Source organism: Candidatus Halobonum tyrrellensis G22 (genome assembly GCF_000495475.1).
GTDB lineage: Archaea > Halobacteriota > Halobacteria > Halobacteriales > Haloferacaceae > Halobonum > Halobonum tyrrellense.
On sequence record NZ_ASGZ01000008.1, the window covers coordinates 1 to 19451 of the forward strand.

General features: G+C 69.2%; 23 protein-coding genes. 18 read left to right on the forward strand and 5 right to left on the reverse strand.

Annotation, left to right across the window (positions count from 1 at the left end):
- The first annotated feature begins 196 nt into the window (after positions 1 to 196).
- Together K933_RS03010 and K933_RS03015 are read left to right on the forward strand one after the other, a co-directional pair.
- Positions 197 to 1276, forward strand: a complete 1080-nt coding sequence (locus K933_RS03010; protein WP_023393206.1) for an NAD(P)H-binding protein — start codon at positions 197 to 199, stop codon at positions 1274 to 1276.
- Between the two features lie 134 nt (positions 1277 to 1410).
- Complete coding sequence (locus tag K933_RS03015; RefSeq protein WP_049947561.1) at positions 1411 to 2142, forward strand: DUF7530 family protein; 732 nt, start codon at positions 1411 to 1413, stop codon at positions 2140 to 2142.
- A 16-nt stretch (positions 2143 to 2158) separates the two neighbouring features.
- On the opposite strand, the gene K933_RS18565 is transcribed toward K933_RS03015, so the two are convergent.
- Entirely contained in the window at positions 2159 to 2329 is a 171-nt protein-coding gene (locus K933_RS18565; RefSeq protein ID WP_023393208.1) for a DUF5786 family protein, read from the reverse strand.
- A gap of 232 nt (positions 2330 to 2561) precedes the next feature.
- Between K933_RS18565 and K933_RS03020 the strand changes: the two genes are divergently transcribed.
- Positions 2562 to 3602, forward strand: a complete 1041-nt coding sequence (locus tag K933_RS03020) for a DUF5784 family protein (protein ID WP_049947551.1) — start codon at positions 2562 to 2564, stop codon at positions 3600 to 3602.
- Positions 3603 to 3660: 58 nt separating this feature from the next.
- Here the strand turns inward: K933_RS03020 and K933_RS03025 are convergent, their stop codons facing one another.
- Positions 3661 to 3945 (reverse strand): DUF5789 family protein, encoded by a 285-nt coding sequence (locus K933_RS03025; protein ID WP_049947552.1) that lies wholly within the window; start codon positions 3943 to 3945, stop codon positions 3661 to 3663.
- A gap of 191 nt (positions 3946 to 4136) precedes the next feature.
- Between K933_RS03025 and K933_RS03030 the strand changes: the two genes are divergently transcribed.
- Complete coding sequence (locus K933_RS03030; protein ID WP_023393211.1) at positions 4137 to 4955, forward strand: PHP domain-containing protein; 819 nt, start codon at positions 4137 to 4139, stop codon at positions 4953 to 4955.
- A gap of 24 nt (positions 4956 to 4979) precedes the next feature.
- The gene (locus K933_RS18570; protein ID WP_023393212.1) at positions 4980 to 5150 is read left to right on the forward strand and encodes a DUF6757 family protein; all 171 of its coding nucleotides are present in this window, start codon (positions 4980 to 4982) and stop codon (positions 5148 to 5150) included.
- A 159-nt stretch (positions 5151 to 5309) separates the two neighbouring features.
- Here K933_RS18570 and K933_RS03035 read toward each other — a convergent pair whose 3' ends face one another.
- Positions 5310 to 5840: a DedA family protein gene (locus K933_RS03035; protein ID WP_023393213.1), complete on the reverse strand. Its 531-nt coding sequence runs from the start codon at positions 5838 to 5840 to the stop codon at positions 5310 to 5312.
- Positions 5841 to 6011: 171 nt separating this feature from the next.
- On the opposite strand from K933_RS03035, the gene hemB reads away from it, so the two are divergent.
- Together hemB and K933_RS03045 are read left to right on the forward strand one after the other, a co-directional pair.
- A complete protein-coding gene (gene hemB / locus K933_RS03040) occupies positions 6012 to 6992 on the forward strand; it encodes a porphobilinogen synthase (RefSeq protein WP_023393214.1) in 981 nt (326 codons plus the stop codon).
- A gap of 240 nt (positions 6993 to 7232) precedes the next feature.
- A complete protein-coding gene (locus K933_RS03045) occupies positions 7233 to 8741 on the forward strand; it encodes a single-stranded-DNA-specific exonuclease RecJ (RefSeq protein WP_023393215.1) in 1509 nt (502 codons plus the stop codon).
- Between the two features lie 69 nt (positions 8742 to 8810).
- Here K933_RS03045 and K933_RS03050 read toward each other — a convergent pair whose 3' ends face one another.
- Complete coding sequence (locus K933_RS03050; RefSeq protein WP_023393216.1) at positions 8811 to 9392, reverse strand: HalX domain-containing protein; 582 nt, start codon at positions 9390 to 9392, stop codon at positions 8811 to 8813.
- A 139-nt stretch (positions 9393 to 9531) separates the two neighbouring features.
- On the opposite strand from K933_RS03050, the gene K933_RS03055 reads away from it, so the two are divergent.
- The gene (locus tag K933_RS03055) at positions 9532 to 10263 is read left to right on the forward strand and encodes an RAD55 family ATPase (RefSeq protein ID WP_049947553.1); all 732 of its coding nucleotides are present in this window, start codon (positions 9532 to 9534) and stop codon (positions 10261 to 10263) included.
- 45 nt (positions 10264 to 10308) lie between these two features.
- Here K933_RS03055 and K933_RS03060 read toward each other — a convergent pair whose 3' ends face one another.
- Positions 10309 to 10650 carry a helix-turn-helix domain-containing protein gene (locus tag K933_RS03060; RefSeq protein WP_023393218.1) on the reverse strand — a complete coding sequence of 114 codons (342 nt, stop codon included), beginning with the start codon at positions 10648 to 10650 and terminating at the stop codon, positions 10309 to 10311.
- A 226-nt stretch (positions 10651 to 10876) separates the two neighbouring features.
- On the opposite strand from K933_RS03060, the gene K933_RS03065 reads away from it, so the two are divergent.
- The 10 genes from K933_RS03065 (at position 10877) to K933_RS03110 (ending at position 19447) form a co-directional block, all read left to right on the forward strand.
- Positions 10877 to 11470 carry an archaellin/type IV pilin N-terminal domain-containing protein gene (locus K933_RS03065; RefSeq protein ID WP_023393219.1) on the forward strand — a complete coding sequence of 198 codons (594 nt, stop codon included), beginning with the start codon at positions 10877 to 10879 and terminating at the stop codon, positions 11468 to 11470.
- A 70-nt stretch (positions 11471 to 11540) separates the two neighbouring features.
- Entirely contained in the window at positions 11541 to 12128 is a 588-nt protein-coding gene (locus tag K933_RS03070; RefSeq protein WP_023393220.1) for a DUF7500 family protein, read from the forward strand.
- An 86-nt stretch (positions 12129 to 12214) separates the two neighbouring features.
- Positions 12215 to 12577 carry a chemotaxis protein CheY gene (gene cheY, locus K933_RS03075; protein WP_023393221.1) on the forward strand — a complete coding sequence of 121 codons (363 nt, stop codon included), beginning with the start codon at positions 12215 to 12217 and terminating at the stop codon, positions 12575 to 12577.
- Between the two features lie 2 nt (positions 12578 to 12579).
- Complete coding sequence (locus K933_RS03080; RefSeq protein ID WP_023393222.1) at positions 12580 to 13806, forward strand: chemotaxis protein CheC; 1227 nt, start codon at positions 12580 to 12582, stop codon at positions 13804 to 13806.
- Positions 13793 to 14338, forward strand: coding sequence for a chemoreceptor glutamine deamidase CheD (locus K933_RS03085; protein WP_023393223.1), 546 nt, complete (start codon positions 13793 to 13795; stop codon positions 14336 to 14338). The genes K933_RS03080 and K933_RS03085 overlap by 14 nt, the downstream gene beginning before the upstream one ends.
- A 122-nt stretch (positions 14339 to 14460) precedes the next feature.
- A complete protein-coding gene (locus K933_RS19180) occupies positions 14461 to 16092 on the forward strand; it encodes a FlaD/FlaE family flagellar protein (protein ID WP_023393224.1) in 1632 nt (543 codons plus the stop codon).
- Positions 16076 to 16510: a fla cluster protein flaF gene (locus tag K933_RS03095; protein WP_023393225.1), complete on the forward strand. Its 435-nt coding sequence runs from the start codon at positions 16076 to 16078 to the stop codon at positions 16508 to 16510. The genes K933_RS19180 and K933_RS03095 overlap by 17 nt, the downstream gene beginning before the upstream one ends.
- Complete coding sequence (locus tag K933_RS03100; RefSeq protein WP_023393226.1) at positions 16510 to 16962, forward strand: flagellin; 453 nt, start codon at positions 16510 to 16512, stop codon at positions 16960 to 16962. Before K933_RS03095 ends, K933_RS03100 begins: the two co-directional genes overlap by 1 nt.
- Positions 16959 to 17720 carry an ATPase domain-containing protein gene (locus K933_RS03105; RefSeq protein WP_023393227.1) on the forward strand — a complete coding sequence of 254 codons (762 nt, stop codon included), beginning with the start codon at positions 16959 to 16961 and terminating at the stop codon, positions 17718 to 17720. Before K933_RS03100 ends, K933_RS03105 begins: the two co-directional genes overlap by 4 nt.
- A gap of 59 nt (positions 17721 to 17779) precedes the next feature.
- Positions 17780 to 19447 carry a type II/IV secretion system ATPase subunit gene (locus K933_RS03110; RefSeq protein ID WP_023393228.1) on the forward strand — a complete coding sequence of 556 codons (1668 nt, stop codon included), beginning with the start codon at positions 17780 to 17782 and terminating at the stop codon, positions 19445 to 19447.
- The last annotated feature ends 4 nt before the right edge of the window (positions 19448 to 19451 follow it).

Consider the following 19451-nt stretch of genomic DNA (forward strand, 5'->3'; position numbering starts at 1 on the left):
ACGGCACGGTGGAGGAGGCGCGCGGCGCGCCCCCGACGCCCGGGTGGGAGAGCGAGTAGCGCGCGGCGGGGCGCACGACCCGGGTCGAGCGGGCGGCCGACCCGCTCGACGGCGGCCGGCGGGGACGGCCTGGACCCCCCGACGGTCTCGCGCACGTCCGCACAACCGTTATTCGCCGGGCGGCTCTGTCTCACCCATGCGTGTTCTCGTGACCGGTGCGACCGGGTTCGTCGGCGGCCGCCTCGTCTCGAAGCTCCGGGAGACGGACCACGAGGTGACCGTGACGGTGCGCGACCCCGACGAGTACGACGCGCCGGACGGCGTCGGCGTGGTCCGCGCCGACCTGCTCGAACCCGACGACTGTCGGCTGATCAGGGAGCCCGGCTCCGACGCGCCCGTCGGAACCGACGACGGCGACAGCGACGCCGACAGCGGCGCAGACGACGAGGGCGGGAGCGGGGACGAGGACGACGGCGACGACGAGGGTCGGTGGCTCGGGGACGTGATCGCCGACCTGGACGTCGAGGCGGCGTACTACCTGGTCCACTCGATGGGGGCGGGCGACGACTTCGCCGAGCTCGACCGGACGCTGTCGGCCAACTTCGCCGCCGCCGCGGACGGCGGCGGCGTCTCGCGGGTGATCTACCTCGGGGGGCTGGGCGAGGACGACGACGACCTCTCCGAGCACCTCCGCTCGCGCCGGGAGGTCGAGCGGATGCTCGCAGACGGCGACTACGACCTGACCGTGCTCCGGGCGGCGGTGGTCATCGGCGACGGCAGCGCGAGCTTCGCCATCATCCGCCAGTTGGCCGAGAAGCTCCCGGTGATGGTGACGCCCCAGTGGGTCCGCACGGAGTGTCAGCCCATCTACGTCGACGACGTGGTCGCGTACCTCGCGGGCGTGCTCGACGCGCCCGAGACCGCGGGCGAGACGTACGAGATCGGCGGGCCGGAGTCGCTGACCTACGAGGACGTGCTCCGGCGGACCCGACGGGCGCTCGGCGGCGAACTCCGGGTGGTGCCGGTGCCGGTGCTCACGCCGCGGCTCTCCGTGGGCTGGGTCCGACTCGTCACCGACGTCGACCCCGACGTGGTCGAACCGCTCGTCGAGGGGATGGGCAACCGGGTCGTCGTCTCCGACCACCGGATCGAGGAGGTCGTTCCGGTCGACCGGACCGGGTTCGACGAGGCGGTCCGGCGCGCGCTCGACGCCGAGGACGCCCGCCGCGGCGTCGGCGTGAGCGAGTCGGAGGCCGACTCGGAGGTCCCGGTGTGACAAGAGAGGGGAACGACGGCTCCGAGGGCGGCGACCCGGACGCGGAGGGCGTCGACGGGACGGACGACCCGCACGGGAGCGACGACGCGGAGGACGCCGAGGACACGAGCACTCGCCTCCCCGAGTTCGGCGAGGTGTGGGTGTACGAGAGCATCGTGCGCGCGCTCCCGGGTGCGAACCTCTCGCCGACTGCCGCCATCACGCTCCAACTCGCGCTGTTCGAGGTGGGCGTGCTCCTGTTCGCGTGGGGGTACGGGCTGTGGAACGCGGCCGCCGCCGGCACCGCCGCGGTGTTCGTCGCCGCCGTCGGGAGCTACCTTCTGTTGCGGCTGGGCGACAGCAACCGGACGCTCGACGCGCCGACGACGTACACCCGCCTGCTGTTCGGGTCGAGCATCGAGGTGGTGCTGGCGGTGCTCGCGTTCATCGCGCTCGTCACCCACCTGTTCGTCTACGACCCCCAGCACGTCGGCGAGACGCTCCCGATGGCGCAGTGGGCCCCGATACCGATCCCCCGCTCGGAGACCCCGCTCGTCACCGCGCTGTTCGGGCCGGAACCGCCGGTGCCCGTCGTGTTCCTCTCGCTGTTGGTCCTCTGGGACGTCTGCTACCGGATCGGCGTCTCGTGGTGGATCGCGGTCGTCTCGCTGTACGGCGAACTCAGGCTACCGCTCCCGCCGGAGTCGGGCGACGAGTTCCGCCGGATCGACTACCTCAACGTCGCGTTCGCGCTCGCACAGCTCGTGTTGGTGCCGTTCATCCGCGACCGCCCGGCGCTGTTGCTCGCGGTGTGTGGACACGTCCTCGCGGTGTTCGTGGTGTCGGGCGCCGCCGTCGCGATATCCTACCGGCGGGAGGCGGCCTGACCCCCGGGGTCGCCGCTCACTCGCCGCGCATCTCGCGGAACTGGTCGAGGAGCGCCTCCGTCGACTCGCCCGAGTCGTACGACAGTTCGCCCCGGTACTCCGACCGCTCGTCGGCGAACTCCGCGTCGAGTTTCGCCTTCTGCTCGCGGCGTTCGTGTTCGTCCTCGTCGTATGATCCCAACGACATAGTGTATCACATACCAAGGACGACTACGGCTTAAGGGTTGCCACTAGTTAGCACGTGGGTTGGAGACGGCAGCCGCTCGGCGAGTAACGGCGGCCGAGGTGGCACGTGACGACTTACCACGATTACCGTATGAATCTACCGGTCGGTCTCACCGCGGCGTCGGCCGAAACGCACCCCCGGCGGCGCCCCGCGGAGGCGGTGGGTTGAAACGAGGGGGGGACCGATGGCCGGTGTGGCACGTCCGCTCCGGTTCAGGTACGCCCCGGGAACGTGGTCGAACTCGCGCGTCGAGTCGGAGGTGTTCGACGACCTCGACGCCAACCTCGGGGCGACGGCGACGGGACCGTGGTTCAAGCCGCCGGGCGGGTACGAGGCGCGCCGGTTCGAGATGGACGACGGCAGCCTCGCGCTGTTCTGCTGGACCGACGACGACGAGGGACCTGAGGGGACGGGCGGCGGACCCGGCGCCTACTGGCTGGGCAACACCGAGACGCCGTCGGCGCTGTGGCGGACCGACAAGTACGCGTTCGCGGACGTTCCCTACGCCGTCACGCGGTGGGCCGAGCGCGAACTCACCGCGGGACTCCACGAGGAGGAGCCGTGGCTCGCGGACTACCCGCACCTGTCGTGGTTCTTCCTCACCGTCTTCTGCTCGAAGGACGGCGCCGAGACCACCCGGGAGTTCTTCCGCGACCACCGCGCGGGGTTCCCCGACACCAGCCGGGAGGCCGCGCTGTCGTTCTACGAGGAGTTCCTCTCGACGGGCGTCCTCGACGACTACCGCGAGGAGATGGCCGGGAAACTCGGAACCTCCGAGTACTTCGACCGGACGCGGATGACGGCGACGATGGGCGAGTTCGACGTGGCCCGCCTGCTGACGCTCGCGGAGTACGACATCGTCCCGGAGATAGAGGTGGCGACCGACCACGTCATCGACTACCGCGCGGTGCGCGACGACGGCACCGCGACGCTGGTGGAGGTGACGCGGCCGGTGCCGACCAACCGCCGGTCGGCGGGCACGCCCGCGGCGGCGGTGCGCGACACCGTCGCCACCAAGACCAGCGGTCAGTTGGAGCAACACGGCGGCGGCGTCACCCTGTTCGTCGACTGCTCGTCGTTCCCCGACGACGACTGGGCGGCCGTCCGCGGCGAACGGTCCGACGTGGGCCACCGCCCGGCCGTCGTCTTCCGCTCCCGGCCGGACGGGCGGACCGAGGCGTACGCGACGGGGTCGGTCCCGCTCGAGTTGGACGCGGCCGTCGAGTGGGTGTAGTCGGTCGAAAGAAGTCGAACGCTGGACCGTGCCCGGACCGACGGGACCGTCCGACGGGTCAGAACGAGACCTGTTCGGGACCGTCCTCGGCGACGGTCGGCGCGTCGCGGTCGCTGTAGAAGCGCCGCCCGACCGCCTCGTGGCCGACGTTGCCCTGGAGCGTCTCGTGGACCTCGGTCGACGAGAGGAACGTCTCCTGGCTCGTGCGGCCGAGCACGCTCCCGAGCGTCTCCGACCCCTCGGGCAGTTCGATCCGGCTCTCGCCGTAGGCGTCTATCAGTTCGTCGCTGGTCGCGGGGTACTGGTGCGTCGATAGCTTCTCCCCCAGGCCTTTCAGGCGCATACACGAGTGGAGCCGCGAGATAACCTTAACCATTGTCCATGCATGTCCTTGGAGAGGGCATACCCTCTAGTCACGACTAAGGTACCCTTAATTACGATCTACGGCTGCGGCGCAGTCACCGGGTTTCGGAGGCTTCCAGGCCGTGGTCGCCCCACCGCAACGCTTTCACCCCCGCCGCCGGACCGCGGCGTATGGTCGTCGCGGACCTCCACGCGCACACGACGCTGTCGGACGGGACGCTCACGCTGGAGACGCTGCCCGCCGCCGCCGCCCGCGCGGGCGTCGAGGCGGTGGCGCTCACCGACCACGACCGGTTCCACCCGGGGTTGAACGCGCCCGTGAGCGACGTCGGCGGCGTGACCGTGGTCCGCGGCATCGAACTCCGGGTCGAGACGGGCGGCGAGCGGGTCGACCTGCTGGGGTACGGGCTGTGCGAGACCGACGCGCTCCGCGCGGAGTGCGAGCGCCTCCAGCGCGACCGGGTCGAGCGCGGCCAGCGGATCATCGAGGCGGTCGAAGCCGAGACGGGCGTCGACCTGGAGCTGGAGCCACGCGAGGGGCTGGGGCGGCCCCACGTCGCGCGCGCCGTCGCGGCGAGCGACGCGCCGTACGACGTCGACGGCGCGTTCGAACACCTGATCGGGAACGACGGCCCGTGTTTCGTCGCACGCGACGTGACGCCGTACGAACGGGGGCGCGACCTGCTCGCCGACGCGTGCGCGCTCGTCGGTCTCGCGCACCCGTTCCGGTACGACGACCCCGGCGCGGCGCTCGACCTGTGTGCGGACCTGGACGCCGTCGAGCGCCACTACCCCTACGGCGACCGGGGGACCGACGACCCCGCGCGCGTCGAACGGGTCGCACGCGAACACGACTTGCTCCTCACGGGCGGGAGCGACGCCCACGACGAGCGGCTCGGCGTCGCCGGACTGGGGGCGGACGGGTGGGCGGCCGTCCGCGAACGGCTCCCGGACGACCCCGCGGCCGGGGACCGAAACAGGCGGGTTTAACCCCGAGCGGCCCGGAGCACGGGTATGCGGTGTCACTACTGCGAACGCGAGGCCGCCTACACCGCCGACCGCGACGGCGTCAGGGTCGGTCTCTGTGAGAACCACTTCCGCGAGCGCGTCGAGGAACTCGCCGAGAGCGAGGGACTCGAAGCGCTCCGCGAGCGCGTGGACGTCACCCACGCCGACGACGAGTAGCGAGTCACCACCGACCGCCGACCGCACTCTCCCCGGTCAGCCGCCCTTCCGCGCTCCTCCGCCCTCCGTACCGTCGGGTGCGGGACGCTCGTTCCTCGTTTCTCGGCGGGACTGCATCCGTATCTCGCTCTTCTCGGCTGGACCGCGTCCGTCTCCCGTTCACCACAGCAGGTCGACGCCGAGGACGTACAGCCCCGCGAGCGCGGCCTCGAAGACGAGCGTGCCGACCGCCGACAGCGCGAGGAACCGCCGGCCGTCCATCTCCGCGAGTCCCGCCGGCACCGTGAGCATCCCCCGGGTGAACAGCATCGCGTTCGACGCCGGGACGACGAGCGGTCCCCACCGGTCGAACCAGCCGTCGAACCGGTCGAGCGTCGACTCGCTCACGCGGAACCACCGCTTCTCTAAGAGCCACTCGCGGCCGCCCCGCTGGGCGAGTTTGAACAGCGCGAACTGGCCGACCGTCGCCCCACAGACCGCCACCCCGAGCACCGCCGCGACGGTGCTCACCTCGTAGCCCAACAGGACCAGCGTGCCGGGAACGAGCAGTTCGCTCGGTACGAAGTACATCAGCATCGCCCCCTCCAGGACGAACACGAGAAACAGCACGGCGAGGGCGTACTCCGACGTGATGAGGGCTTCGAGCCACGGCGGGAACTCGCCAACGATACCCTGGAGCGGGACCGGCACGGGAGCGGGTTACAGGGGGGGCGGCATATGGCTTCTGTCACGCGCCGTCGCGCCGTCACGCGCTGTCACGCCGCGCGCGCTCGCACCGCCGGGGGCCGAGGGCATCCCCTCGGCGGGGGGCGAGCGCGGCCGGAGCGCGGGGTTTACGCCGCCGCCCGCCCGAGTTCGGGTATGGACCTGACCGACCGACCGCGGCGGCTCCGGACCGACGGCGTCCGCCCGCTGGTCTCGGAGACGAGCCTCGCCGCGTCGGACCTGATCGCGCCGGTGTTCGTCGACGCCACCGCCGACGAGCGGGTGCCGATCGAGTCGATGCCGGGCCACGAGCGCGTGCCGGTCGACGACGCCGTCGCGCGCGTCGAGGAGGTCCGCTCGACGGGCGTCGAGGCGGTCATGCTGTTCGGCATCCCCGAGTCGAAAGACCCCGAGGGGTCGCGCGCGTACGCCGACGACGGCGTCGTCCAGCGTGCGGTCCGCGCGGTCACCGCCGAGACGGACGCGTACGTCATCACCGACGTCTGCCTCTGTGAGTACACCGACCACGGCCACTGCGGTGTCGTCGAGGCGTCGGCCGAGGAGAACCCGACGCTGACCGTCGAGAACGACGCGACGCTCGACCTGCTCTCGCGGACCGCCACCTCACACGCCGCGGCGGGCGCGGACATGGTCGCCCCCTCCTCGATGACCGACGGGATGGTCGGCGCCATCCGCTCGTCGCTCGACGCCGACGGGTACACCGAGGTGCCGGTGATGAGCTACGCCGCGAAGTACGAGTCGGCGTTCTACGGCCCGTTCCGCGACGCCGCCGACGGCGCGCCCGCGTTCGGCGACCGTCGCCACTACCAGATGGACCCGGCGAACCGCCGCGAGGCCGTCCGCGAGACCCGCCTCGACGTCGAACAGGGCGCGGACGTGCTGATGGTCAAGCCCGCGCTGCCGTACCTCGACGTCGTGAGCGACGTGCGCCGGGAGTTCGACCACCCCGTCGCGGCGTACAACGTCTCGGGCGAGTACGCGATGCTCCACGCCGCCGCCGAACGGGGATGGCTCGACCTGGAGGCGACCGCCCGCGAGTCGCTCCTCGGCATCAAGCGCGCGGGTGCCGATCTAATCCTCACGTACTTCGCCGAGGACGTAGCCGAGACGCTCTGAGCCGCGGCGACCGGCGGCTACACTACACCGAGGCGCCGGTTCCCCCGTTTCGTCCGGAACCGGGGCCGCGCCGTTCGCTCGACAGCCGACGGGTGGGGCTTTCACGGTAGTTACCACCGTCGCCGTCCCCACCCGGTGGACTGGATCGCTCGAATCGACGAAGCCGCACCCCGAGACGGCCGAGACCACGTCCGCTCGGAGGCGAGCGTTTAACCCCGAGAGCGACCGAGAGAGGGACGAATGGCGACAGCGGACGCGAGCGACGACCCGGACGGCGAGTACGACCCCGACGAGTTCCCCGTCCCGGCGCTCGAAGCGCGCGCCCAGCGGTGTGCGGCCCGGCTGCGGGAGGCCGACCGCGTGCTGGTGGCGTCGCACATCGACGCCGACGGGCTGACGAGCGCGGCTGTCGCGGCGGCGGCGCTCGAACGCGCGGGGGTACCGTTCGAGAGCCTGTTCTCGAAACAGCTCGACGCCGACGACCTCGACCGGATCGCGGCCACCGACCACGACACCGTGCTGTTCACCGACTTCGGGAGCGGGCAACTCGACCTCATCGCGCGCCACGAGGAGCGGGGCGCGTTTACGCCCGTGATAGCGGACCACCACCAGCCCGCCGACGCCGACGGACGAAGCCCGTCCGCCAGCGGGACGGAGTCCCGCCCCGTCGACACCGAGTTTCACCTCAACCCGCTGTTGGAGGGGGTCGACGGCGCCTCGGAGCTGTCGGGCGCGGGGGCGACGTACCTGCTCGCGCGCGCGCTCGAAGCCGACGGCACCGACAACCGCGACCTGGCGGCGCTCGCGGTCGTGGGTGCCGTCGGAGACATGCAGGACGGCGAGGACGGCCTGTCGGGCGCAAACGAGCGGTTGGTCGCCGACGGCGTCGCCGCGGGCGCGCTCGAAGCGGAGACCGACCTCGCGCTGTACGGCAGACAGACCCGGCCGCTGCCAAAACTCCTCCAGTACGCCTCCGAGGCGCGGATTCCGGGCATCTCCGACGACGAGGCCGGCAGCGTCGAGTTCCTCTCGGGGCTGGACGTGCCGATGCGCGACGACGACGGCGACTGGCGCCGGTGGGTCGACCTGACGGGTGACGAGCGGCAGACGGTCGCGAGCGCGCTCATCCGTCGGGCCGTGGCGTCGGGCGTGCCCGCAGAGCGGGTCGACGGGTTGGTCGGAACGACGTACGTGCTCGCCGACGAGGAGCCGGGGACCGAACTCCGCGACGTCAGCGAGTTCTCCACGCTGCTCAACGCAACCGCGCGCTACGAGCGAGCGGACGTGGGGCTGGCGGTCTGTCTCGGCGACCGCGACGAGGCGCTCGCGCGCGCGCGGACACTCCTCCGCAACCACCGGCGGAACCTCTCGGAGGGGCTACAGTGGGTGAAAAACGAGGGTGTGACGACCGAGGAGCACCTCCAGTGGTTCGACGCCGGCACCCGGATACGCGAGACCATCGTCGGCATCGTCGCCGGGATGGCGGTCGGTGCCGCGGGCGTCTCCCGGAGCAAGCCAATCGTCGCGTTCGCCGACGCGGGCGACGGCGAGGTGAAGGTATCCGCGCGCGGCAGCGGCCACCTCGTCCGCTCGGGACTCGACCTCTCGGCCGTGATGCGCGAGGCGTCCCGAGCGGTCGGCGGCGACGGCGGCGGTCACGACGTGGCCGCGGGCGCCACCATCCCCGAGGGGGAGCGGGAGGTGTTCCTCGCCGCGGCCGACGAGGCGGTCGGCGAACAGGTCAAGTGACTCGACGGGCGGGGCGGTAAACGACGGAACCGCGGTAGAAACGGGAGCGGTCGTCGCGCGGCGGGCCGGTCAGACGGACTCGGACTCGACGTTCGTCTCGCCGATGCTACGGAACAGCATCCGGTAGTCGTCGGGGGCGAACGCGGTCCCGAGGTCGTCGAGATCCGCCTGCAGCTTCTCGATGCGGTCGAGGAGCGCGTCGTACTCCGAACTCTCGCGGAGTTCCGACCGCGGGCGCTCGGCCTCGAGCAGTGCGCGTTTCGTGACGAGCGCCGCGGTCCGGCGGAGTTTCTCGTCGTAGTTCGCGCGCGTACCCAGCCGTTCGACCGCCGTGTGGATGTCGTCGCGGGTGGCGGGCTTGACGAGGTAGAGGTCGAACCCCATCTCGACGATGTCGACGTCGGGTTCGACCGCGGTCACCATCGCGACGCGGCAGTCGAACCCGCGGTCGCGTATCGCCGTGAGCACCTCCGACCCGGCCATGTCGGGCAGGCGCCTGTCGAGCAGCACGGCGTCCGTCTCGGCGTCGAGCGCGTCGAGGGCGTCCTCGCCGGTGTTGACGACCTCCACGTCGTACTGGTCGGCGAGGTAGCCTTCGTAGAGGGCGGCGACTTCCGGCTCGTCCTCTACGATCAGTACACGCCGAATCACTGCACTCCCCCCACTCCGTCTCCCCCTCCGTCAGCCATACTTGCTCTCGGGCATCGTTCGGGCTTAAAACTATCGTCGGGAGCGTGAACGACCGGCACAACCGTTTTCCTTTATGGGGCCGGCGTCCATCGTACCCGACATGGTAAACACGGTCGAAACCGGGGTCGAGGGACTCGACTCCATTCTCAACGGTGGTCTCGTCGAGAACGCCACGGTACTGGTGAGCGGAAACCCGGGGACGGGCAAGTCGCTGTTCGGGATCCAGTATCTCCACCACGGCGTCACCGAACACGACGAGCGGGGGATCTACATCTCCTTCGAGGAGAACGAGGACGACATCCGTGAGGCCGCCGAGTCGATCGGGTTCGAGAACTGGGGCGACCTGGTCGACGACGGCGAGATCAAGGTGTACGACAAGAGCCACATGCTCCGGGAGGGCGACTTCACGTCCACGATGGACACCCTGCTGGAGGACTTCGCCAACGCGAGCTACGACCGGCTGGTGCTCGACTCGCTCACGATGTTCGAACTGTTCTTCGACGACGAGAAGGAGAAGCGGACGTACCTCCTGAAGTTCTCGGACATCCTCAAGAAGAACGGTCTCACCTCGCTTCTGGTCAACGAGCAGGGGGCGGTGTTCCCCGAGACGGAGATCGGGCTCGAGAACTTCCTGACCGACGGGAACATCTACTTCATCCAGACGCCGACCGACTCGGGGGTCAACCGCTACGTCTGGGTTGCGAAGATGCGCAAACAGGACATCGACACCGACATCTTCCCGATGGAGATCGCGAACGGCGGTATCAAGGTGTACGAGCGCGCGGGCGGCTTCTCGATGATGGGACGAGAGGCACCCGGCGACGGGTTCTGAGGGGTCGACCGGTCAACCTGAGCCGGTCGACCCGCGGACGCCGGTTCAGTTGTCGGTCATCGTCTGCCACACCTCGTCGAGCTTGTTCTTCACCTCCGAGCGCTCCTGTAGCTCGACTGTCAGCCCGTCCTGGAAGGTGACGTTCACGCCGTCGACCGACCGACGGTACACCTTGATCCGCCGGTGTTCGTCCGAGAGCGGCCGGTCGTGTAACTCGAGCAGCTCCGTCGACTCCAGTTCGTTGATGCGCCGGTAGCAGGTGGCGATCGGAACGCCCAACTCCTCCGAGAGGTCCTGTGCCGACTTCGGTTCCCCCGCCGCGTCGAGGATCTCCGGGTTGTACTTGTTCCCGAGCACCTCGATGATCTCCTCGTCCTGTGCCGGCATTCAGTATCAATGGTGATTCACGTACGCAAAAATCTACCGACAGGTCGTGCGGCCTCGCCCGCTCCCCCGTGAACTGCCCACACACTACACCGCTCCGATCGTCCTGAACACCGCGTCTGTTATCTAAACAGATAATTTCGGAGTCACTCTTATTACCACCTTCCGTCTTTTCTGAGCCAGAACCTGGCTACCCGCAGTCGGCCGGGTCAAAGGATACACAACGCAAATGTTCGAATTCATCACGGATGAGGAAGAGCGCGGTCAAGTCGGTATCGGGACACTCATCGTGTTCATCGCGATGGTCCTCGTGGCGGCGATCGCCGCAGGCGTCCTGATCAACACCGCGGGCTTCCTCCAGTCGCAGGCCGAACAGACGGGTCAGCAAGCGAGCAGTCAGGTTTCCGACCGCGTCCAGGAGGTCGTCACGACCGGTAACGTGACCGACTCGGAGATCGAGTGGGTGAACGTCACGGTCACGAAGGCGCCCGGCGCGGGCGACATCGACCTGGAGAACTCCACGGTCACTTGGATCGGTCCGAGCGGTACCTACTCGCTCGTCCACCAGAACCAGAGTGAGTCGGGTAACGAGTTCTTCACCGTCAACGACGTGTCGGACTCCGACGACTCCTCCCCCGTCCTGAACGACGTGGGCGACCGTCTCCAGCTTTCGTTCAACGTGACCGAGACCGACGGCTTCACCGGTCCGCTCCAGGAGGGCGACAAGGTGACCCTCGAGGTCAACACGGTGTCGGGCGCGACGACGACGATCCAGTTCGCGGTGCCCGAGTCGCTCAGCGGCAAGAACGCGGTCAAGCTCTAAGCTCGCTGCCGACTCGCGCGGTCACTTCCGAGTACAGCGTTTCGATCACTTCTTTCAGTACCACACCACCATGAGTGACGACGATACGATCCTCGACCCCGACGACCTCGATGTGACCGACAGCGACCACGTCCACGAACTCGACGACGACCGGTTCGTGGTCTCGACGGGGTCGAGTCCGCCGCGCGCGTCGTCCGATACGGCGGCGTCCGACGGGACGCCGCCCGAGTCGACCGGCCCGGGCGACGGCGCGGACGCCGACGGTCCGACCGGGGTGTCGGGTGAGGGCGACGGGCACCCCGTCGGCGACGCGACAGCCGACGCGCAGCGACGGGCGAGCGACCTCGTCGAGAGCGGCGACGCGTACGGCTTCGACGTGGTCCTCGCGTTCGACGACGACGTGACGCACCACCGGACGACCTCAGACGACATCGCCGAGGCGTTCGAGTCGCTCGTGGTCGGGTTCGCGCGGAGCACCGACGGTCACCTCCCGCCCGAGGAGACGCTCGGCGTCCTCCTCGGCGGGATGGACGAACCGGTCCGCCTCCCCGAACGGGAGCTATACCGCGCGCTCTCGCGGCACGGCCTCTCGCCGGACGACTCGGTCGGCGACCTCCTCGCCGCGGTCCGCGACGAGCGGGGGCTCACGCTGGAGTAGCCGGCTTCCAGCCGCCCGCAGTCCCGTTTTCACCGATGATACTCCCGGGCGAGCGTTTATGCTCGTCGGCGGGACGGATCGGTTATATGCCGACAAGAGTGCTGATCGCCGACGATTCCGAGTTCATGCGGAGCCTCCTCCGGGAGATCCTCGAAGGGGAGTTCGAGATCGTCGGGGAGGCGGAGAACGGGGTGGAGGCGGTCGATATGTACGGCGAGCACGAGCCCGACATCGTCATGATGGACATCGTGATGCCGATCCGTGACGGGATCGAGGCGACCAGCGAGATCACCTCCTCGAACGACGACGCCAGCGTCATCATGTGTACGAGCGTCGGGCAGGAGGAGAAGATGAAGGCGGCCATCAAGGCCGGCGCGCAGGGGTACATCACGAAACCGTTCCAGAAGCCGAACGTGCTCGACGCCATCAACGACGTCGTCCCGGCGTAGGGATGGACGTCGATATCAAGTCGCTTGGCACGTTCAGTCGACTGGCCAGCCAGGGCGCCGACCGCGCGGCGTACGCGTTCGCCCAGCTCACCGGCACGAACGTGTACGCCGACGTGACCGACGTGACGCTGATGGCGGCGGGCGACCTCGAACGCGCGTTCGACGGCCGGGAGTTCGTCGGCGTCGAAGTGGGGCTGCGGGGCGGGCTGGTCGGCCAGACCGTGATGGCGTTCGAGCGCGACGCCGCCGAGACGCTGCTGTCGCTGCTCGGCGCCGACCGGACCGACGACGAGTTCGCACGGAGCGGCGTCACGGAGGCGGGCAACATCATGACCAGCGGGTTCATCGACGGCTGGGCCGACCACCTCGGCATCGCCATCGACATGACGCCGCCGACGTACGTCCGCGCGTCGGGGACCGACATCCTCCCCGACGGGGCGTTCGACGGCGACCGCGCGGGGGTGTTCATGTTCGAGTCGCAGGTCGCCTCCTCGGACGCCGAGGTCGGGTTCACCATCTACCTGCTCCCGGAGTACACCGGCTTCACCGACCTCCTCACCGCCCGACGCCAGGCGGCCGGCGAGGAAGCCGGCGAGTCCGTCCCGGTCGATAAACTCCCGGCGTTCAACCAGTTGACGAAGCGGGGGACCCAGAGCGCCGCCGAGAACATCACGATGATGACCGGCACGCCGACCGACGTGGACGTCTCGCGGCTCAGGTTCGTCCCCGTCGAGGACGTCCCCTCCGAGGTGGGCGACGAGACGGTGGTCGGCACCGTCTTCGAACTCCAGGGCCTCCCGAGCGGCTACCTCGCCATCCTGTTCGACGAACCGTCGGCGAAGGCGGTCGCCGGCGGGATGATCCCGACCGAGACCGACGACGGCATCGGCGAGATGGAACGCGGGGCGCTCCGGGAGTTGGGCAACATCATGACCAGCGGGTTCATCGACGGCTGGGCGAACGTGCTCGGGACCAGCATCGAGCACACGCCCCCGCAGTTCGTCCACGACATGGGCGCGGCCGTGATGAGCCCCATCGTGAGCCAACTCGGCCGGACACAAGAACACGCGTTCATCATCGACTCGACCATCCGTACCCCCGACGAGGGCGTGCGGTGTGACATCTACGCACTCCCCGACCAGCGGGAACTCGCGGCGGCGCTCGACGGTATCGATCCGGCGGTTGCCGACGGGGGGTCGCTCGGGACGGGGACAGATGGGCCGTCCTGAACCCGTTACCGACGGCGGCGCGGGGTCCGTCGACACGCTCGCGGGCACAGACGCGGCCGGCGGCGAACGCCTGAAGGTGGGTCTCTCCGAGGCCCGCGTCGCCGGCGACGGCGCGCTGCTGGTGACCAGCGGGCTCGGCTCCTGTCTCGGCATCGTCGTCTACGACCCGACGACCGGCGTCGGCGGGCTCCTCCACGCGATGCTGCCGGCGGCCGAAGACCACCCCGGTCCCGACGAGAAGTTCGTCACCGAGGGGGTCGCGGCGCTGGTCGCGGCGCTCGCCGACGAGGGCGTGACCGACGGCCTGCGCGCGAAGTTCGCGGGCGGCGCCGCCATGCTGAACTTCTCGCTCGACGAGGACGGTGGCTCGATCGGCGACCGCAACGTGGCGGCCGCCGAGGCGGCGCTCGCGGACCACGACGTCCCGGTCGTCGCGACGGACACGGGCGGCGACCGCGGCCGGTCGCTCCGGTTCGAGACCGCCACCGGCCGCCTCCACGTCTCGTCGGCCGACGGCGACGCCGTCATCTGATCGTACGAGGTGGGTGCGTGGTACATACCTCGTCGACCCCCGAACCCGCCGCCCCACACTGTTATCCGAATCGATAATCCGCGGGGAGGATTTAAGCGTCAGTCGGTGGTGGAATCGCAGTAATGGGTCTCCTCACCGTGCTGTCCGGGACGGCTGTCGTTCCGGGCGGCGACTTGGGACTTCTCGTCTCCATCGGACTGCTCGGAGCGAGCCTGCTCGACCGTTTCCGCGACGGCGGCGACGACGCGGACGTCGGCGACGCCGAGGGGGACCCGCTGCTCGACGACGACGACGCGTTCGGCGGCGACGACGGCGACGACGAGGGCGGGGGGGATGACCTCGACGGACTGGACGGGATGGACGGGATGGACGACTGGGGCGACGACGACCCGTTCGGCGACGAAGAGGAGGACGACACGGCCGAGATGGAGAACCGGCTCGAGGACCTCGAGAACGAGGTCGCGAGCCTCTCGTCGTCGGTCAGCACCGTGCGCTCCGAGAACGAGGAGATCTCGGGGCAGGTGGAGGAGATCAGCGAGGACGTCAGGAGTCTGCTCGACATCTACGAGATGGTCACGCGGGGAATCAACCCCTTCGTCGACGACGCCCAAGGCGGGATGGGCGGCGACCTCGGCGGCGAGGAGTCGTTCGGTCTCTTCGACGGCGACGACGAGGAGGAGGAGGAGGCGGACGAGGACCTCGACGACGACCTCGCGTCCGCCGAGGCGGAGTCGTTCTTCGACGAGGATCTCGCCGACGACGGCGGGGCGTTCGACGACGGGGAAGCACTCGACGACGGTGGGGCGGTCGACGACGGGGACGCGCTCGCCGACGAGGAGGCACTCGACGACGGCGGGGCGTTCGACGACGAGGACGACTTCGAGGAGGACGGGGAGTTCGACGACTTCGACGACCTCGACGCGGACGACGACTTCGGCGCGGGCGACGACCTCGACGGCCTCGACGAACTGGACGACGAATCGGACGGCGACTCCGACGCGGACGACGACACCACAGACACCGACACTATGGCGACCGAGAACGGCGGCGGCAAGAGCTTCAGTGAACTGAAAGACGAGTACGAATCGGGTGACGCCGACTGGGCCGACGCCGGCGAGGCGTTCGACGTCGACGACTTCGACGACCCCGAGCCGGACCCGAGCCCAGAGACCGACGGCGCGGTCCCCGACGCGGGCCCGGAGCCGGACCCCGCTCCGGCGTCCGAACCGGCCCGGGAGCCGGATCCCGCTCTAGCGTCCGAACCGGCCCCGGAGCCGGACCCAGCTCCGGCGTCCGAACCGGCCCCGGCCCCGGAGCCGGACCGCGGGTCGCGGGCCGACCCGGTCGACGACGGTGGGTTCGAGTTCGTCAGCGAGGGGGACCTCTCCTCGAAGCCGCAGAAGCCGTACCTGACGAAACTCCCGGGTGACTACGTGGGCGACCTGATGGTGATGGAGTGGCTGGAGTACCTGGTCGAGGAGTCGGATGCGACCGACGCGGTCCGCGCCGTCAACTACTACGAGCGCATCGAGTGGGTCGACGAGAGCGTCGCGCGCCGGCTGAAGGACTTCCTCTCGGGGTTCGGCGACATCGACCGCAACCGGGTGGACGAGCCCGGCACGGCCCAACTCACCCTCGACCACCACACCCAGAGCCTGAAGTACGTGATGCAGCTCACGAACGCGACGGCCGAGTCGGTCGTGATCGACCGGTGGCCGCAGCTCTCGGGGGGAGTCCGTGGGTCTCAGCGTTAGCGTTTCGACCGCCGTCGTCTGTCTGGGGCTGTTCGTCGCCGCCGGCGTCGCCTACCCGGCGGTCGCCAACGGCGCCGAGCGCGTCTCGGAGGCGAACGACGCCGCCGCCGACCGCGCGCTCGACCGCCAGCAGACGGGCGTCGCCGCGGCGAACGCGACGTACCACGCCGGCAACGACACGTTGGTCGTGACCGCGCGCAACGACGGCTCGACGACGCTCGACGTGACCCGCACGACGCTGCTCGCCGACAACGAGTACGTCCCGTCGACGGCGACCGTCGCGGGCGCGAACGACACGGCGCTGTGGCTCCCGGGCGAGACGGCCCGGTTCGAGAGCGGCCTCTCGACCGCGCCCGACCGCGTCACCGTCGTCGTCGACCACGGCGTGCGCGACTGGGTAGACGTGGAGGTGGCCTGATGGCGGGCGCGAGCATCTCGGAGATGATCCTGTTCATCGCCGCGCTCGTCGTCGCCGCGAGCGTCGCGGGCACGCTCACGAGCGAGGTGGCCCACGTCGGCGACGCCATCTCCGCGCGGTCGCTCGACGTGGCCGACCAGGTCCGCTCGGACGTCGAAGTCGTCTCCGACCCCGCAGTGGGGGTGTACAACACCTCCGGGGACGGAAACGTCACGGTGTACGTCCGCAACACGGGCTCGTCGACGCTCCCGACCGGAGCCGACGGGGTCGACGTACTCCTCGACGGCCGGTACCGAACGGACGTGCGGCTCACGGTCGTCGACGGCGGTGACACGTGGGCGCGCGGGAGCGTCGTCCGCCTCGACGTGCCCGCGCCGGGGCTCGCGTCGGGCGACCACCGGCTGATGCTGGTGGTCAACGAGGACGAGGAGGTGTTCCGGTTCCGCACATGAGTAGCCGCACCCCAAACCAGAACCTGCTGTCGATCGGTCTCGGCGAGCGCGACCAGTTGAACAAGGAGCTCGGTGGCGGCATCCCGCGCGGGAGCATCGTCCTCATGGAGGGCGACTACGGCGCGGGCAAGTCGGCGCTCTCCCAGCGGTTCTGCTACGGGCTCGTCGAGGAGGGCGCGACCGTCACGCTGCTGTCGACCGAACTCACCGTCTCGGGGTTCATCAACCAGATGCACTCACTCGAGTACGACGTGACCCGCGCCCTGCTGAACGAGAAGCTGCTGTTCCTCTCGGCCGACTTCGACTCCGGGGGGGCGTTCTCCGACGGCAGCGGCGACCGCAAGGAGCTGTTGAAGCGGCTGATGGAGGCGGAGGTGATGTGGAAATCGGACGTGGTCATCCTCGACACGTTCGACTCCATCCTCCGGAACGACCCCACGTTCGAGGCGCTCGTCCGCAACAACGAGGAGCGGCAGGCGGCCCTGGAGATCATCTCGTTCTTCCGGAACATGATCTCACAGGGGAAAACGATCGTGTTGACGGTCGACCCCTCGGCGGTCGGCGACGAGGCGATCGGCCCGTTCCGGTCGATCGCGGACGTGTTCATGGAGCTCCAGATGGTCGAGGTGGGCAGCGACGTCCGTCGGAACATCTCGGTGAAGCGCTTCGCCGGCATGGGCAGCCAGGTCGGCGACACGATCGGGTTCTCCGTCCGTTCGGGGACGGGCCTGGTCATCGAATCACGGAGCGTCGCGTAGATGATCGGAGCGGGCGCGCATTCGACGCGAGCGCGCCCGCGCGTGGCGAGTCGTGACACATGACTGACCAGGGGTCGTCGAAGGCGTCGAACGAACTCAAGCAGGCGGCGATGAAGCGGCCGCACCTACGCGAACACCTCCAGAAGTTCAAACAGATCACCGGGGAGTTCCCGCTGTTCGTCGACGAGATCGACGGCGAACACGAGGTGCGCCACCCGAACGTGCTCTACCCGGTCGGCGGGCCGCTGTTCTGTCACGTCTACGGCGACTTCGGACAGGACACGAAGTACTACACGATCGAGCCGACGCTGTCGACGGCCGAAGAGCAGACGCTCGATACGATCAAGGGGAAACTGCTCAACAAGAGCGGTCACCGGCCAACGCCCGACGGCGAGTCGGGGTACGACGACCTGATCGAGGAACTGCTCGAGGAGGTGACGGTGATCACGGAGGAGGGGTCGTCGCGCCGGTTCTCGAAGATCCGGAACTTCGGGCGGATCGAGGTGTCCGCGCGGACGTACAACGACATCCGCTACCGGCTGAACCGCGACATCGTCGGGTTCGGCCCGCTCGAACCCGTGATGCGCGACCCCGAGAACGAGGACATCCACGTCATCGGTCCCTCGGAGTGTCACGTCGACCACGGCGTGTTCGGGATGTTGGAGACCACCGTCGACTTCGGCACCCTCCAGCAGTTCGACAGCTGGCTGCGCAACATGGGCGAGCGAATGGGCGACCCCGTCTCCGACTCGAACCCCATCATCGACTCGACGCTCCCCGACGGGTCGCGTATCAACATCATCTACTCCGACGACGTGTCGATCAAGGGTCCCTCGCTCACCATCCGGCAGGGCGACGACACGCCGCTGTCGGTCAACCAGATCACCAACTGGGGGACGCTCAGTCCCGAACTGGCGGCGTACCTCTGGCTCTGTCTGGAGAACGAACAGACGGTGTTCGTCGTCGGGGAGACGGCGTCGGGGAAGACGACGACGCTCAACGCCATTCTCTCGTTCATCCCGCGCGACTCGAAGATATACACCGCGGAGGACACCGCGGAGGTCATCCCGCCGCACAACACCTGGCAGCAACTGCTCACCCGGGAGGGCGACGGCGCCGACTCGAACAGCGTCGACATGTTCGACCTGGTCGCCGCCGCCCTGCGGTCGCGCCCCGACTACATCATCGTCGGCGAGGTGCGCGGCGCGGAGGGGCGGATGGCGTTCCAGGCGGCCCAGACCGGCCACCCGGTGATGCTCACCTTCCACGCGTCGGACATCGTCTCGATGATCCAGCGGTTCACCTCCGAGCCGATCAACGTCCCCGAGACGTTCATGGACAACGCGGACGTCGCGCTGTTCCAGAACCGCGTCAAGCAGGGCGACAAGGTGCTCCGGCGGGTCACCTCGGTCCAGGAGATCGAGGGGTACTCCAAGGAGATGGACGGCGTCGTCACCCGACAGGTGTTCGACTGGGACCCCGTCGAAGACGAGATCGTCTTCCGGGGGATGAACAACTCGTACGTCCTCGAAGAGCAGATCGCCACCCTCCTGGGGTACGCCGACACGCGCGACATCTACGACGACCTCGAGTTCCGCGCGGAACTCATCGAGCGGATGATCCAAGAGGGTGTGCTCGGCTACCACGAGGTGAACGACGCGATCAACGCGTTCCACCGGGACGGCGCCGAGGGGCTCCCCTTCGACATGCACCGCTCGGGGAGGTGACGGG

Bases quoted from the DNA above. Each gene is read 5' to 3' on its own strand.
- K933_RS03080 (WP_023393222.1), top strand. From the start codon at position 12,580: ATGGACGTCGATATCAAGTCGCTTGGCACGTTCAGTCGACTGGCCAGC.
- K933_RS03045 (WP_023393215.1), top strand. From the start codon at position 7,233: ATGGCGACAGCGGACGCGAGCGACGACCCGGACGGCGAGTACGACCCC.
- K933_RS03065 (WP_023393219.1), top strand. From the start codon at position 10,877: ATGTTCGAATTCATCACGGATGAGGAAGAGCGCGGTCAAGTCGGTATC.
- K933_RS19180 (WP_023393224.1), top strand. From the start codon at position 14,461: ATGGGTCTCCTCACCGTGCTGTCCGGGACGGCTGTCGTTCCGGGCGGC.
- K933_RS18570 (WP_023393212.1), top strand. From the start codon at position 4,980: ATGCGGTGTCACTACTGCGAACGCGAGGCCGCCTACACCGCCGACCGC.
- K933_RS03055 (WP_049947553.1), top strand. From the start codon at position 9,532: ATGGTAAACACGGTCGAAACCGGGGTCGAGGGACTCGACTCCATTCTC.
- K933_RS03060 (WP_023393218.1), bottom strand. From the start codon at position 10,650: ATGCCGGCACAGGACGAGGAGATCATCGAGGTGCTCGGGAACAAGTAC.
- K933_RS03070 (WP_023393220.1), top strand. From the start codon at position 11,541: ATGAGTGACGACGATACGATCCTCGACCCCGACGACCTCGATGTGACC.
- hemB (WP_023393214.1), top strand. From the start codon at position 6,012: ATGGACCTGACCGACCGACCGCGGCGGCTCCGGACCGACGGCGTCCGC.
- K933_RS03100 (WP_023393226.1), top strand. From the start codon at position 16,510: ATGGCGGGCGCGAGCATCTCGGAGATGATCCTGTTCATCGCCGCGCTC.
- K933_RS03010 (WP_023393206.1), top strand. From the start codon at position 197: ATGCGTGTTCTCGTGACCGGTGCGACCGGGTTCGTCGGCGGCCGCCTC.
- K933_RS03085 (WP_023393223.1), top strand. From the start codon at position 13,793: ATGGGCCGTCCTGAACCCGTTACCGACGGCGGCGCGGGGTCCGTCGAC.
- K933_RS18565 (WP_023393208.1), bottom strand. From the start codon at position 2,329: ATGTCGTTGGGATCATACGACGAGGACGAACACGAACGCCGCGAGCAG.
- K933_RS03110 (WP_023393228.1), top strand. From the start codon at position 17,780: ATGACTGACCAGGGGTCGTCGAAGGCGTCGAACGAACTCAAGCAGGCG.
- cheY (WP_023393221.1), top strand. From the start codon at position 12,215: ATGCCGACAAGAGTGCTGATCGCCGACGATTCCGAGTTCATGCGGAGC.
- K933_RS03105 (WP_023393227.1), top strand. From the start codon at position 16,959: ATGAGTAGCCGCACCCCAAACCAGAACCTGCTGTCGATCGGTCTCGGC.
- K933_RS03025 (WP_049947552.1), bottom strand. From the start codon at position 3,945: ATGCGCCTGAAAGGCCTGGGGGAGAAGCTATCGACGCACCAGTACCCC.
- K933_RS03030 (WP_023393211.1), top strand. From the start codon at position 4,137: ATGGTCGTCGCGGACCTCCACGCGCACACGACGCTGTCGGACGGGACG.